The organism is Peribacillus aracenensis (genome assembly GCF_025175645.1).
In the GTDB taxonomy this organism is placed as follows: Bacteria; Bacillota; Bacilli; order Bacillales; family DSM-1321; genus Peribacillus; species Peribacillus aracenensis.
Window position 1 is genome coordinate 125,267 of the sequence record NZ_JANZMJ010000015.1, and the last position, 14,526, is coordinate 139,792.

Sequence of the window (14,526 nt, forward strand, 5' to 3'; positions counted from 1 at the left end):
TAGCATGCCATGGCTTTCGTTATGTATTCTTGGTCACATCAAAAGTAAGAGATATCCATTTTACTAGTTCATGGGAATCATTAACTTTAGCAATTAAAGAGTTAATCTAGTGAAAAATGTTGTATAATAATCTTTGGAAAAAAACCAATATATTGAAAGCCGGAGCGAGCCATGAAAAACAATTCCATTCTATCCTTTCACCCGTTATATTATCTATTACTTTTGGTGATCACTAGTTCCATCTATTCAATCATCAACCAATCTTCAGGTCATGCTGTCGATGTTACGACTATAATAGATGGGGAGATTCCCTTTATTAAAGAATTTGTCGTGCCTTATTTACTTTGGTATCCGTATATTTATGGATTGCTGATTTATTACTGTTTTGTTGACCGAAAGCACTATTTCGTAGGATTAGGCAGTTTAATATCGGGGAAACTTCTCTGTTTTCTTGTATATTGCCTTTGGCAATCGACAGTCCCGCGTCCAGAAGTAGTGGGGAACGATATCTTTGCCCATTTAATGAGGATCGTCTATAGTCATGATCAACCCGTCAATTGTCTTCCCAGCATTCATGTACTGACTACATTCATCATGATGATCGTCGCCCATAAGCGGAGAGAACAGCATAAATGGGAGTATGCCAGTGTCACTGCATTCGGAACACTGATAATCCTCTCCACGCTATTTACGAAACAGCATGCTGTATTGGATGTACTCGCAGGTATACTTCTTGCATGTGGGGTATATGCAGCTGTCCAGTATATGTTCCAAGCCTTATCGGCTTATCAGGCCAATCATTTCGCAGCGAGGCAAATTAAAAAGTGACCACAGGAAAAAGCCACTGTAAGAATATTGGCTCCCATAAGCTAATATGTTACAGTGGCTTTTTGTGTATTAAAAATTTGGATATTTATGTAAATGATATATGGTATGATGTTTTTAATCGAATTGAAACAATGGAGGGAGGAAAAGAATGCCTCATTATCTTAATAGAATTACTGAAGACTTAGTTAAAGCGAAGTTGGAAAATTATTGGCCGGGTTTTGAACTTGCTGCTTATGCATTATATAATAAGAGAAATGTTTATCTATTCAATCATCCCAAATTCAGTAACGATCCACAATGTACATATCATACTTTAAAGTGGGATGTACGGTTTACTGGCGACACAATTATTTTGTATGAAGAATATCCTACTGCAATTGTTAATATGGATTCGTATGAGCATTATGAAGATTTGTATTCAATAGTGGTTCACGAATTATTTCACGGCTATCAATATATTAAAGATGAAAAACGGTTTCCTGATGAAATGATGGGAATCACATATCCGTTGTCAAAAGAAAATGTGGAATTGCGAAATCGGGAAAGAACAAATCTTTATCATGCGTTGTTGGAAAATAACATAATGAAGAAGAAACAATACCTTGATGCTTTCATTGCCCTAAGGGAAAAAAGAGCAGCCAGTATTGAAGAGTACCTAATATATGAAAAGTTGATTGAAACCATTGAGGGACCTGCGTGGTATGTCGAATTAAGGGCTTACTCCGAAAAAAGCCCGCTTGAATACCATTCAGTTTTAAAAAAGTATGCACAACAACTAGTAAACAAAATTGAATCTACTTCTAGTATTAGAAGAAGTTGTTATGGTTCCGGTTTGTTTATGTGTTTGTTACTTGAGGAGCTTTCACCAGGCTGGATGGAAAGTTTTTTTGATAGAGAAGAAACATTATATGACCTATTAAAACAGCATACCGGTGGTGACTATATCGAAGATTCAATAGCTGATGTGAAGGTAAGTACTGAAACAGAGGAAGCAGTTAATTTTGCTTTAGAAAAGAGAAAAAATGAATTTGAAGAATTTTATCAACAAGCAGGAATTCATCTATATATTGAAGGGGAAATAACTGCTGAATCCTTTGACCCGATGAATATCATCTCCTTAGAAGATAGACTTTTACATAAGAGCTTTTTAAAAGTAAGAATCAACAATCAAGATTTTCTTATTCAACAACCTGTAATTGCCCATGTTGGTAATGGAATTAAAAATATAAATAAATTACATCTGATATTAGGGAAAAGCCCCATTGAAAACAGTGATTCGCTTACAATTGATGGTGTTGGAGAATTAAAGGGAAGGTATAAGAAACAAGAAAATATCTGGCATTTACTTATTGATTAAAATGGACATTAAAAAAAGAATAAATCCCACTAAAGGGATAATGAGGAATTAAACACTTGCATTACAAGGTAGTGTAAATGTAAAATGAAGTAAATGTTTTTTTTGAACTAATACCTTGTTATACAAGATAAAGGGGAGGTGATTCAATATCCATGACATCAACTCAAATGCTTAAAGGGATTTTGGAAGGTTGTCTGTTAGCGATCATTAAAGAGGGGGAGGTTTACGGGTACGAATTAGCCGAAAAGCTTGGGGGATATGGGTTTGATTCTTTAAGTGAAGGTACCATTTATCCATTATTAATACGCATGCAGAAGGAAAAATTAGTAATTACGACTTTAAAGAAATCAACAGCAGGACCCAGTCGGAAGTATTACTCTTTATCTGAAAAAGGCGAAAGCGAACTGGAAGTCTTCATTGACCGCTGGAGTAAGCTAAGTTCAAATGTAAATAAAATAGTGAAAAACAAAGGGGGAATGTAAAGGTGCTTGATGTAAACAAAGCGTTATCCAGGGAAAGTCAACTCTTTTTAGAAGACCTCAGATTATACCTTTTTTCAAGTGGAAAGAAAACGGCTGAAATCGAGGGTATCATCGAAGAGTTAGAGGTCCATCTTTTCGAAGCGGAGAGGAATGAAAAAAGTGTAGAACATATCATAGGCAGAAGTCCAAAAGAGTACATGAAACTTCTTTCTGATGAAATGTCAGTTGATTTTAAGGGATGGCTGAAATATATAGTGATGATTTTAATCGGGGCATTTTCCTATTGGATTATTGAGAAAGCTATAAATGGTGGGATTGAATTTTCATTGTGGGAAATCATTGGTTACCCTTTGGCGGGAATCCTTTCAATATTCGGTTATATGTTATCTTTTAGGTATATGGCTAGTCATAAATTATCCAAGGTAAAGCAAGGTGCACTCCTATATGGACTAGGCATAATCTCGATTGCGTTATTTGCCGGTTTAATTTTGTTTAGTGAGATCTATGGCACAACGTTTATTGAATTTGAAAACACAGATAATATTATTGCTGTAATTCTAGCCATTTCAATATTCATCCTCATATCCTTATGGAGCAAAACCTGGGTTTCCGTCATCATTCCGATCCTCCTTTTTGCACCTGAAGTTTTATTGAAACAGACCCATTACCAAGGGGACGTTAATTTGATACTGAGCGGTTTAATAACGATGCTGGGTATCCTCCTTTATTGTGGATATACGATTAGGAAAACCAAAAGCAGTTGAAGTGTTTTGCCAGCAGGTTCCAAAGTATAGGCAAATAAAAAAGCACCAGACTTCCCATGACAGGAAGTCCGGTGCTTTTTTATTTTACATTTCAGCTTCTATTTTCAAAGATGATTCTTCGCTGAACTGTTCCTTATCCAGGTCGCCCGTTATTTTACTGGTCAGAATACCGGAAGTCATGCTTCCGCTGACATTCAAGGCCGTTCTTCCCATATCGATCAATGGCTCGACGGAAATCAACAGTCCGGCCAAGGCGATTGGCAAGTTCATTGCAGATAATACCAGGATGGCAGCGAAGGTTGCTCCTCCGCCTACACCTGCAACCCCGAAAGAGCTAATGGCCACGATGGCAATCAACATGGCTATAAATGAAGGGTCCAGCGGGTTGATTCCAACCGTTGGAGCGATCATGACCGCTAACATGGCCGGATAGATTCCGGCACAGCCGTTTTGACCGATCGACAAGCCGAAGGATCCGGCAAAGTTGGCAATCCCTTCCGACACCCCTAGTTGTTTCTGTGTTTGGATGTTCAATGGAAGAGCTCCTGCACTTGTTCTTGAAGTGAAGGCAAACGATAATACCGGGAAAGCTTTTCTTAAATATACGATTGGGTTCAATCCTGCAAGCATCAGCAATAGCAAATGGATGAGGAACATGACAATCAGGGCGACATAAGAGGCTCCCACGAATTTCCCCAGCTTCAGGATGGCATCCAAATCACTCGTAGCTACCGTCTTCGTCATGATCGCCAAGATCCCGTAAGGCGTTAGTCGCAGGATCAATGTTACGACACGCATGATGATGCTGTGCAATGTATCTACTATTTTAGCAAAAAATTCAGCGTGATCAGGCTGCTTGCGTTTTACTCCTAAATAGGCAATCCCAAGGAATGCAGCAAAAATTACAACGGAAATGGTTGATGTCGGACGTGCTCCCGTTAAATCAAGGAACGGATTGGACGGAATCAATTCAAGGATTTGCTGTGGCATCGTTTTATCCTGAATCGTACCGTAGGTTTCCGAGATTTGATCCCCGCGGCTTAACTCCGCTTCCCCTTGCTCAATTTGAACGGCTTCCAAATTGAATACAGTTGCCGAGGTGATCCCAACAGCTGCTGCAATCGCCGTCGTCCCAAGCAGGATTCCGATGATCAGCACACTGATCTTTCCAATATTGCTAGTCAGTTTCAATCTTGTGAATGCGGATAAGATCGAAATGAAGACAAGCGGCATGACGATCATTTGCAGGAACTTGACATAGCCCGAACCTACAATGTTAAACCAATCGACCGATTTAACGATCGCTTCTGACTGGGGTTCATAGAAATACTGCAAAAGAAGTCCGAATACAATCCCTAAACCAAGTCCAGTAAAGACCCTTTTTGTAAAGGAAACATGCTTCTTATTCATGTAAAATAAAACGCCTAAAAGAACGAGCATTATGGCAAGATTTAAAAACACATAACCAATCATATATATTCCTCCTAATTCCGATTAACCAAATAAGAATAATAAATATCTGAAGACTATGATACATCATCCGTTGATTTTTTACCAGAAGAAAATAATTTATTTTTGACTTTTCAACTAATTCATGTATATATCCTTATTCATGGACTGAATAAGAAGTCACAAAAAAGAGGTATACAAGAACCTTTCCCAATCTGGGATCAAGGGTTCAGTATACCTCTTGTAGGTGAAATTGTTATTTTTTCAAATCAATCACGATATCATCCAATACCAACTCTTGGGGAGCAATTCCTGGTTTTGTTGGGAAGGATGACACTTTTTCTTCACCATCTTCCGTTATGGTTACTTCTCCGTGGTTCTCTGAAGTGAAATTACGTAATGTTATATGGGGTGTTGCAATCAATTGCGTAGCATCCGGATCGATTTTTTCGAATGTTTTGCTGAAGTTCAAATTATAAGAATCGATACCGCTTCCTCCGTTTTCTTGACCATCGTATACATTCCCCAGGTCATCTTTAATGATCAACTCCACATAGGCATCATCCCACTTGTTTTTGATTGATTCGGACACTTCTTGATGATAATCAACCACAAAGGACATTGGCGAGATCGATAGTTTTTCGACGGATACTTTTACTCCATGTTGATTCACACTTTTATTGATGACCTTCTCGTTGCTTTCAGTTGCCTTTAGAGAGAAAGCGAAGTTCCAATTTCCTTTTATCTCTTTATCCATGTCGGTAATACTGATGCTGTTTATATCCCAATCTATATTTACCTTATCTTCTTTAAGATTTTCTAAGTCACTAACCGTCAATAAGCCTACATATTTTTTATCAGCAACTTTTGAAATTCCATCCGATCCCCCTTGGGCTTTCATTTCCTTTATATTCGGGCTGGGAATGAAGAATGATCCGTCACCCAAATCTTCTTCGCTTTCAATAGTATAAGTGATGGTTACTGTTTTTCCGTCATAAATGGCGTCATTTATCGTGAAAGTAAGGCCATTGCTTTCTTCGGTAAAGCCAATTTTGTTAGAGTAGGCCTTATAATCACTATAAAGGCCCTTTCCATTATTCTTGATATCATCGGGGAGACCTGAGTTTTCATTACTAAAATAGCTGAAAATATCTCCTATCAAAGGAATGCTTTTAGCAGAAGCGGTAAACGAGAATCCAATCGTTGCGGTGGATAACCCGAATATAATGGAAGCAGCCAGAACATTCTTTTGCCAACGTTTCATTTTTTTCTTCTTGCGTATTGATTTTTTTAGGGTTCTTTTGACTTTAGCTTTTTCTAGTTCGGTGACTTCCATTTCCTTAAATTCAGTTTCGTCTATGTCTATATCATTTAATAATTCATAAATATCCTTCATACGACACTTCCTCCTAACTTAAGATTCATAGCTTTTTGATTTAGCTTCTTTTTTCCCCTATAAATTCGATTATCAATTGATGCTTTGGTCAACCCGAGTTTTATCGATATATCCTCATTTTTTAAACCAAGAAAGTACTTCATGATAAAAATATCCCGATCTACAGGTTCTAAAAGGTCAATTAACTGAAGTAGTTCCTTTCTGTCTTCCAGTATAATCAGTTCGTCTTCAGCGGATTTTTCTGGATCTGCTTCTGTGTAACCTGATGTAAGCTCCATTTTCTTCAGGGCTTTTCGGTAATAATCAATCGCCTTAAACTTAGCGATCGCACAGATCCATTTTCTGAAATCTGTTGTATCCCCATGGAACTTTTTTGAATTGTGCCAGATAGAAAGAAAAATATCATTAATGCATTCTTCCATGACACCGTCGTTCCCAAGAGGTGAGAGAACCTTATAGGTGACCCCCTTGATTAGTGGTAAATAGGTATCCACTATAAATTCCAATGCGTCTTCTTCTTGGCGTTGCAACCGCTCGATAAAATTTATATCAGTAGACTTCATGACATGATTCCCCTTGTTTTTTTGTAAAAACTTTTACACTTAATACAACGTAAGTAAAAAGATTTATTCTCAACTATTTTAAATTTTTATTGTCAGTATGCGACAGTGTTGTCCATATAAACGGCTTGTTGGCAAAATCGAACGATTAAAAATAGATTCTTTAACTAAAACACTTGATTGCTGCTATAGACTGTTGAATGAAAAAATATTCGATATATATTTAAGATGAAGGATAATCCCTTGGTTTTCTTGAATGATATATTAGGTCGTGTATGCATGGCTTTTTTTGAAAGGATGAAGGAATGATGGATATATACATTCACAGGCTAAATGAACAGGATGCACAAGCGTTATTTGCATTTGAATGCAATAATAGAAGGTTTTTCGAGCAAACGGTGCCAGGCCGGGGAGATGATTATTATAGTTTTGGAACGTTTGAGATCAGGCACAAGGAATTATTAAAAGAACAAGAAGATGCCATCTCCTCTTTTTATTTAATTAAGGATGGTTCAGGCATAATCGTCGGCAGGATTAACCTTGTGGATATAAATCCCATTAAGGGTACGGCTCATGTCGGTTACAGAATCGGTGAAGCGTTTACGCAAATGGGGATAGCGAATGAAGCTTTAAAGCTTTTGGTTAATTTGGCGCCGGAATTGAATGTGACCCAAATACAAGCCAAAACGACAAGCGACAACATTGCCTCCCAAAAGGTTTTAGTGAAAAACGGTTTTGAACGAATTTCGATTAATGAGGAATTTAGTGCTGTTTCCGGTCAAAAGCTAATATTCTACCATTATGGTAGAAACCTTTAAATCCATTTTCTTCTATAATAATAGACCGTATAAATTGTAAAGGATATAAGAGATGAAGAAATAATCCCGAGATATTTTCGCTGCAAAAGATTTCATTATTTAAAAAGAGAAAGGATAATATAATATGATAGAAGGTTTATATGAAGCCCATCTACCCGTCAAGGACCTGGCCATCTCTATGGATTTTTATAAGAAAATAGGCTTGAAACTAGCCTGGAGGGATGAAGATACTGCTTTCTTTTGGATAGAGGAAAACAAAAGCTGGGTCGGATTATGGGAAGGGAAAGAATATCAAACTCCATACCACCCTTCACTAAGGCATATCGCATTTCGGGTATCCTATGATAATATGAAAAATGTATTAACTTGGCTCAAATCCCTGAAAATTGAAGTCGTCCCTTTTGGAAAAAGGAAGTCGATTGAACCTTTTGTGCGCCCGCACCAGGGTAACGCTTCTGTCTATTTCAATGACCCGGATGGAAATAGCCTCGAACTCATGTGTTCGATAAAAGTCCCTGATGCATATAAGCATATGACCGAAAAACTTTCACTTGAAGAATGGGAAGAACTAAATTCTAGTGAAGAAAACAAAAAAATCTACTAGCAAAAACGATTGGTTTTATTTATATAGAAGGAAGTGTAAGGATTGTTTAATCAATTAACGAATCACGATAGTATTCTTAACCATTTACGTGCAGACTGTGAGAATTGTTTTGGTTTGTGCTGTGTAGCTTTGCCTTATGCAAAATCTGCTGATTTTGCATTTGATAAAGATGGAGGTACACCATGTTCAAACCTTCAATCGGATTATCGTTGCGGCATCCATGAAAATCTCAGAGCAAAAGGTTTTAGGGGCTGTACGGTATATGAATGCTTCGGTGCGGGGCAAAAGGTATCTCAACTCACATATGCTGGAAACGATTGGAGAGACAACCCAGCGTCAGCAAAGGAAATGTTCGATGTGTTTCCTATTATGCAACAACTTCATGAAATGCTTTGTTACTTAAATGAAGCACTGAATTTAGAAGATGCGAAACCTCTTTATCAAGATTTGCAGGCTGCTTTTGAAGAAACGGAATATCTCACTAAGCAAAGTCCAAAGTCTATCATGGACCTAAATGTACCAGCTCATAGAGCGATCGTTAATGATTTGCTTCTGCGCACAAGTGAACTCGTACGTGCAAAGGCATCATTTAATAAAAATAAAAATCAGAAAAAACAGAACAAAATAGGTAGGGGAAGTGACCTTATCGGTGCAAAGTTGAGAGGCGCTGACCTTAGGGGAACAAACTTAAGAGGAGCTTTACTTATCGCATCCGACCTCAGAGAAGCTGACATGAGAGTGACGGATCTTATCGGTGCAGACTTTAGGGACGCTGATTTAAGCGGTGCCGATCTCACTGGGAGTTTCTTCATCACACAAGCACAGATTAACTCGGCTAAAGGCGATACAAAGACAAAATTGCCGCGCACATTAAGCATTCCCGATCATTGGAGATAGAAGGAAAGCCAAGATCAGAGACGCCCCATGGATGAAAATTGTTTAATTCACGAGTAATGGGAAAATTTTATACATAGATTTAGCTTTAATCCTAAAATTCTACTAACATACGATTCTTCATTAGGAAGGATCGTCTTTTATAATTGGGCGGGAAATTTTCATTTTTCCATTTGACTCTGACGTTGCGTAATACCTTAAAGTAAATGATATCGAAAGGAGGTAAGAAGCAGTGGCAATGAAAGTGAAAAAGCTGGCCGATTTAGTTGGCATTAGTGTGCGGACACTGCATTATTATGATGAAATCGGGTTATTATCGCCGGAGGAAATAACCGAATCAGGTTATCGCCTATATTCGAATGATAATCTTGAGATGTTGCAGCAAATCCTGTTCTTCAGGGAACTTGGCATGCCGTTAAAGGAAATAAAACAAATGATAAGCAGCTCTTCGTTTGATAAACAAGATGCGTTAATGCAACATCAAAAAATGTTACTGGAGAAACGCAGTCAGCTCGATAAATTAATTAAGACGGTCGAAAAATCGATTAAGCATATGAAAGGGGAAATTCAAATGACGAATAAAGAAAAATTTGAAGGATTTGATTTCAGTCAGAATCCATATGAAGAAGAAGCCCGCAAGCTTTGGGGGGATAAAGCTGTCGATGAGTCGAAGGCTAAAGTGGCGGGCATGTCGAAAGATGCACAGAAAATTGTATCGGATATCTATATAAAACTTGCGTCATTCCGAAATGACTCGCCCAAGTCGGAGGAGGTACAAGAGGCAATTAAAGAATGGTACGATTGTTTGAACAATAACTTCGGCACATACTCACTGGATGCTTTCAAGGGATTAGGTCAAATGTACGTGAATGATCAACGTTTCACTAAAAATATCGATAAATACGGTGATGGTTTAGCAAAATTCATGTGTGATGCGATGGGTCATTTTGCTGACGCTAACAAAAATTGAATTCCCAGATTAGATGGAAGGTTGCTCCGGCAACCTTTTTATTTTATAGCTAAAGGGACGGTCAGTTTAAGAAGCTGTATACTGTAGTTGTGGTAATGTTTTTAATATTCAGATTTATGGGAAATAGGAGGGAACTTATGGAATTTAGGAATGCCGCCTTTAACCTCGGGGAAATCAATGATGTTGATGGAAGTAAAGTGGCAGTTTTTAATGGAAAGGCCATTTATATGAGCACTGTCACTAAACTTCGGGCCGCAGGCTGTGTTTACGCCGAGGAAGAGGCCCGATTGCTCATCAGCGCGGCAGGGACAACGGCCGAATTGGCCGGGATGGTGGATAGACGGATAGCGGGTTTGCCCCTTGAACACGTCATCGGCTGGGCGGAATTCTGCGGTATCCGGATAGAAGTTGACCCCGGAGTCTTCGTACCCCGCAGACGGACCGAGTTTTTAGTCCGCCAAGCGGCAGCACTTGCTATGCCAGGAGCAGTAGTGGTGGACTTGTGCTGTGGTACGGGCGCGGTTGGCTCTGCTGTGGGCGATGTTCTCGAAGATATCGAATTGTACGCCGTCGACATTGACCCGGCCGCGGTGCGGTGCGCGCGTCGTAACGTCACTTCAGTCAATGGTCAGGTATACGAAGGGGACCTCTATGAACCGCTTCCATCCAATTTACGGGGACGTGTTGACGTACTGGTCGCAAACGCACCATACGTCCCTACTGAGGGAATCGGTCTACTACCCCATGAAGCGCGCGTGCATGAGGCGAGGGTGGCATTAGACGGCGGGGCGGACGGGCTTGATGTCCAGCGAAGGGTGGCAGCTTCGGCAACACTTTGGCTGGCACCGGGCTCCCATTTGTTAGTCGAGACCAGTGAGCGGCAAGCGATGCAGACCATGGAAATCTTTGCTGGATACGGGGTGATGCCACGGGTGGTAAAGTGTGTTGAACGGGACGCCACTGTCGTAATTGGAACCAGGCCCGCACTGTAAAGAAATGTTTTTAATGGAGCTTTTTCTTATAACGATTGGAACAAAGAAGTTATGTTATTCTCTTTGCTGGCTGTATTCATTTATAGTTCGGTGCTTGCTTTTGACGGCACTATTTATTTGGTTTTGGGACTCGGTCTTATTATAAAAAGAGATCTGCATCATAAAAGGGACCAAAGAAGCGGTCCCTTTCCGACATTATTTCTTTAGCATGTTTACGATTTCCTTAGCTTTTTCTAATGTAACTCCTTCAATGATACTGTTGTTTTTTCGAATAGCCGTACCGAAATGATAGTGACCGGTATGCAGTTCGGAATGGATGGCAAGGATATTATCCTTATTTAAGCCGCTTCCAACCAGTATCGCTATGTCGCCGCAGACTCTTTTCATTTGTTGAATCGTTTTCATGCGGCTGGGGAAATCCCCATGCCCGCCTGACGTCAATATCGTTGTGATTTCTCGATATTGTGCCAGTGTTTCAGCTGAAATGACCGGGTCGTTTGTTTCATCTATGGCTCGGTGGAATGTAATCTCCAAACCTTCACATACCGTCAATAATTCTTCGAGGTAAGGTCGATTGATTTCGTTTTTTTCATTTAATGCACCCAAAACGACCCCGTTCGCTCCAAGTGAACGAATGATTTGGATATCTTTTTTCATGATTTCCAAATCTTTTTGCGTATAACAAAACGTCTGGCTATGGGGCCTCACCATCACGTTGACTGGTATCTTTACTGAATGGACGACAGCTTCTATCAGGGCGTGGCTTGGAGTTAATCCCCCTTCGGCCAAAGAACTGACAAGCTCGATACGGTCTGCGCCCGATTCTTCGATTATAATGGCATCTTCTATCGTTGTGGCAATGAATTCAATGTACATTGGATTTTCCTTTCCTGCATGCAAGAGTTATAAGAATAGCTTGTATAAGATTATTAAATCCATTAAGAATAGTAAAGTCAATTCATTAATAGATCCCATGACCTCTCATCAAATACCTTCATTAGTTTTCCGCAAATGGAATTTATTTATTTCTCATATTTATGAAACGAAATGAACATTCGAACGTATAAAAAAAGAATCTATTACTATTTGAAAGTGGAATGTCTGGCGGGGTAATAAATGAATCATCATGACGGAGGTTATTTAATTGGATAAAGAAGGTAAGGAAGTAAAGAAATCGAGGTTTTACAAAGTAGGGATGGGATTGCTGATCATTTCCCTTCTCACTTGGATCATTCCTGTCATAGCTCCTTTTACGCCATTTTCGACTGCGGCTAAAGCAGGGGTCATAACAGGTGCGATCGTCTTTGCGGAAGTCATGTTTTGGGCAGGCGCGCTTTTGGTCGGGAAAGAAGTGGCTGCTAAATATAAAGGTTATTTAAACCCGAAAAATTGGAGAAAAGAAAAAGGGTGAAGCAATGGGAGTGAAGCTCCATGGAAACGGAGTTGCTGAAAGCTTTCGATTCAATTCGCATTCAAACAGGCGTAGCTTACGTGAGGAAGTACATAGATTGGGGCATTGGCCTGCTGGTTCGCAAGTTCGGAAGCGTGCGTGGATTACCTATATCTTCAGCATCGTGGTGCGATGAAAAAAGATTATCCGATTAGGGATCATTGAATACCATCAAACGAAAGAAAATTTCATCGACAAAGTACTGACAAACGTCCTTCTATATGAAAGTGCACATCGATTTCACCCTATTTCCGGAATGGTGAAGGTTGTGCTGAATGACTTCGAAAAGCTTTGGACCGGAGCGGAGGACCAAGTGAATATTTAGGGGTTTGAAATGAATCAGGAGGGCCGTAGGATGATGATCGATCGCTTTGTCGGACGGGATCAGTTCGTTCCGCATGATCTTTCCTATTATGAAAGCATCATTAGATTGATCAGGGAAAACCTCACTAAATGAAAATGAAGCCCCGGCAAAACGATTCGAGTTTTGTCGGGGCTTTTCTTTTTTCGGAAAAACATTAAGTACATCGACCTGTGTCTTTCCCAGTTATCGTCAGTCTATTGGCTCGTTTTGTCTCAACGCGACATTCATATGTTCCCGTATTTGTCCTGAATGGCTCATAGGCATAATGACTTTGTCCTGTGGTGATTGGGTTGATGAAGCGAGGCATACCAGACTGTAATAGTGATGGCGGCTGCCAGTTAAAGGCGGGGATGCAGTTTTTCATGAACTAGGGAATTTATCACTTGTAAGAATATGGAAAAATTGTAAGATGGACAGTGTACAAATTTTGTTAAGGGGATGAGTGAAATAATGAAGAAAATGGTTTTATGTATTTCATTTTTTGTAGCTTCTTTAGTCCTTTTTGGCTCCCTTGATTTTTTTGCAAGCAAAGCATCAGCAGAAACACACACCTATGATGGAAAAAGTCCTTACTATAACAATTGTGCGGACAGTGCAGTAACGAAGAAGAATGTGAAAATTAATTTAAACGGTGCTTCTGCCAATTTGGAGTTGAAATTCAGTACAACTTGCAAAACAGCTTGGGCAAAGCTCACTCTAAGCAGACCGGCTAAAGCAGATGGGGAGGCGACGGCATTGGTTGTCCGAAATACTGATAATAAACAATTTAGCTGTGCATCTCCTGGAGGAAATGGTGAAATAAATAAAGGTCAAACGTCGTGCTATACACCAATGGTATATGATTTAGATCCGCGAAAAGCTCAAGCGGTTGCATACTGGCCATATACGGCAGGCGAAACTGGCTGGTATTAATCATAAAGCAAAATCCTTCATCTACTTTTATGCAAAGAAAGGATGAATGACTTGAATAATAAGCTGAAAATGATAGGTTTATCCATGGTGATGACCTTGTCGATGTTTCTTGTCGATTTTGGATTTGGAAAAAATCAGGCTCTGGCCGAAACGCATTCTTATGATGGGAAAAGTCCATTCTATAATAGTTGTGCAAGTTCGGCGGTAACGAAGGATAAAAAATGGATCGATTCCAATTCGTACGTAGAATTGAAATTCAGCACTGTCTGTAAAACCGCCTGGGCAAAAGTGACCGTGACACGTCCCGCCGTATACAACCATGAATCGGATGCCAGGATCGTCCGAAGCACTGATGGTAAAGCCTTTACATGCGCCAGTTCCGGAGGCAATGGTGTCGTGAACAAAGGGCAGACCTCATGCTATACACCAATGGTATATGGTTTGGACCCGCGCAAAGCACAGGCCCAAGGGATACATGCAATCCCTAATAGTGATGCATATAATAAAGCTGTGACCATATGGTACTAAAAAACTAAGGCAAAAAAAGCATCCGGATGGTTGAACTGCACCCCAATTGTTAGACACATCTATCAATTGGAGGTGCAGTTTCTTTATGGCCAAATTTACAGCACAACAAAAAATACAAGCGGTACAGAGATATCTTGAAGGAACAGAGGGACATAAAA

At 39.7% G+C, this 14,526-nt stretch carries 17 protein-coding genes; 13 read left to right on the top strand and 4 right to left on the bottom strand.

Annotated elements, in window-relative coordinates; translation table 11 throughout:
- The first annotated feature begins 171 nt into the window (after positions 1–171).
- The 4 genes from N0M92_RS16175 to N0M92_RS16190 all read left to right on the top strand — a co-directional run bounded on the left by N0M92_RS16175 (position 172) and on the right by N0M92_RS16190 (position 3,431).
- Positions 172–828 carry a phosphatase PAP2 family protein gene (locus N0M92_RS16175; protein ID WP_260286717.1) on the top strand — a complete coding sequence of 219 codons (657 nt, stop codon included), beginning with the start codon at positions 172–174 and terminating at the stop codon, positions 826–828.
- Between the two features lie 148 nt (positions 829–976).
- The gene (locus tag N0M92_RS16180; RefSeq protein WP_260286718.1) at positions 977–2,185 is read left to right on the top strand and encodes a hypothetical protein; all 1,209 of its coding nucleotides are present in this window, start codon (positions 977–979) and stop codon (positions 2,183–2,185) included.
- Between the two features lie 152 nt (positions 2,186–2,337).
- The gene (locus N0M92_RS16185; protein ID WP_260286719.1) at positions 2,338–2,667 is read left to right on the top strand and encodes a PadR family transcriptional regulator; all 330 of its coding nucleotides are present in this window, start codon (positions 2,338–2,340) and stop codon (positions 2,665–2,667) included.
- 2 nt (positions 2,668–2,669) lie between these two features.
- Complete coding sequence (locus N0M92_RS16190) at positions 2,670–3,431, top strand: HAAS domain-containing protein (protein WP_260286720.1); 762 nt, start codon at positions 2,670–2,672, stop codon at positions 3,429–3,431.
- A gap of 84 nt (positions 3,432–3,515) precedes the next feature.
- Here the strand turns inward: N0M92_RS16190 and N0M92_RS16195 are convergent, their stop codons facing one another.
- From N0M92_RS16195 to N0M92_RS16205, 3 genes are all read right to left on the bottom strand, one after another.
- Complete coding sequence (locus N0M92_RS16195; protein WP_260286721.1) at positions 3,516–4,904, bottom strand: L-cystine transporter; 1,389 nt, start codon at positions 4,902–4,904, stop codon at positions 3,516–3,518.
- Between the two features lie 232 nt (positions 4,905–5,136).
- Entirely contained in the window at positions 5,137–6,276 is a 1,140-nt protein-coding gene (locus N0M92_RS16200) for a DUF4179 domain-containing protein (RefSeq protein ID WP_260286722.1), read from the bottom strand.
- A complete protein-coding gene (locus tag N0M92_RS16205; protein WP_260286723.1) occupies positions 6,273–6,839 on the bottom strand; it encodes a sigma-70 family RNA polymerase sigma factor in 567 nt (188 codons plus the stop codon). The genes N0M92_RS16200 and N0M92_RS16205 overlap by 4 nt, the downstream gene beginning before the upstream one ends.
- Positions 6,840–7,144: 305 nt before the next feature.
- Here N0M92_RS16205 and N0M92_RS16210 point away from each other — a divergent pair, with 305 nt between their 5' ends.
- From N0M92_RS16210 to N0M92_RS16230, 5 genes are all read left to right on the top strand, one after another.
- Positions 7,145–7,654 (top strand): GNAT family N-acetyltransferase, encoded by a 510-nt coding sequence (locus tag N0M92_RS16210; protein ID WP_260286724.1) that lies wholly within the window; start codon positions 7,145–7,147, stop codon positions 7,652–7,654.
- A gap of 124 nt (positions 7,655–7,778) precedes the next feature.
- A complete protein-coding gene (locus N0M92_RS16215) occupies positions 7,779–8,258 on the top strand; it encodes a VOC family protein (protein ID WP_260286725.1) in 480 nt (159 codons plus the stop codon).
- A gap of 42 nt (positions 8,259–8,300) precedes the next feature.
- A complete protein-coding gene (locus N0M92_RS16220; RefSeq protein ID WP_260286726.1) occupies positions 8,301–9,155 on the top strand; it encodes a pentapeptide repeat-containing protein in 855 nt (284 codons plus the stop codon).
- A gap of 229 nt (positions 9,156–9,384) precedes the next feature.
- On the top strand, positions 9,385–10,122 hold the full coding sequence (locus N0M92_RS16225; RefSeq protein WP_260286727.1) for a MerR family transcriptional regulator: 738 nt from the start codon (positions 9,385–9,387) through the stop codon (positions 10,120–10,122).
- A gap of 227 nt (positions 10,123–10,349) precedes the next feature.
- Positions 10,350–11,114 (top strand): putative protein N(5)-glutamine methyltransferase, encoded by a 765-nt coding sequence (locus N0M92_RS16230; RefSeq protein WP_260286738.1) that lies wholly within the window; start codon positions 10,350–10,352, stop codon positions 11,112–11,114.
- A gap of 195 nt (positions 11,115–11,309) precedes the next feature.
- Here the strand turns inward: N0M92_RS16230 and N0M92_RS16235 are convergent, their stop codons facing one another.
- The gene (locus N0M92_RS16235; protein WP_260286728.1) at positions 11,310–11,990 is read right to left on the bottom strand and encodes a copper homeostasis protein CutC; all 681 of its coding nucleotides are present in this window, start codon (positions 11,988–11,990) and stop codon (positions 11,310–11,312) included.
- Positions 11,991–12,309: 319 nt separating this feature from the next.
- Here N0M92_RS16235 and N0M92_RS16240 point away from each other — a divergent pair, with 319 nt between their 5' ends.
- The 4 genes from N0M92_RS16240 to N0M92_RS16255 all read left to right on the top strand — a co-directional run bounded on the left by N0M92_RS16240 (position 12,310) and on the right by N0M92_RS16255 (position 14,368).
- The gene (locus N0M92_RS16240) at positions 12,310–12,525 is read left to right on the top strand and encodes a transporter suffix domain-containing protein (RefSeq protein ID WP_260286739.1); all 216 of its coding nucleotides are present in this window, start codon (positions 12,310–12,312) and stop codon (positions 12,523–12,525) included.
- Between the two features lie 20 nt (positions 12,526–12,545).
- Entirely contained in the window at positions 12,546–12,719 is a 174-nt protein-coding gene (locus N0M92_RS16245; RefSeq protein ID WP_260286729.1) for a hypothetical protein, read from the top strand.
- A gap of 659 nt (positions 12,720–13,378) precedes the next feature.
- Entirely contained in the window at positions 13,379–13,840 is a 462-nt protein-coding gene (locus N0M92_RS16250) for a YjfA family protein (RefSeq protein ID WP_260286730.1), read from the top strand.
- An 84-nt stretch (positions 13,841–13,924) separates the two neighbouring features.
- A complete protein-coding gene (locus tag N0M92_RS16255) occupies positions 13,925–14,368 on the top strand; it encodes a YjfA family protein (protein WP_260286740.1) in 444 nt (147 codons plus the stop codon).
- Positions 14,369–14,526 lie beyond the last annotated feature (158 nt).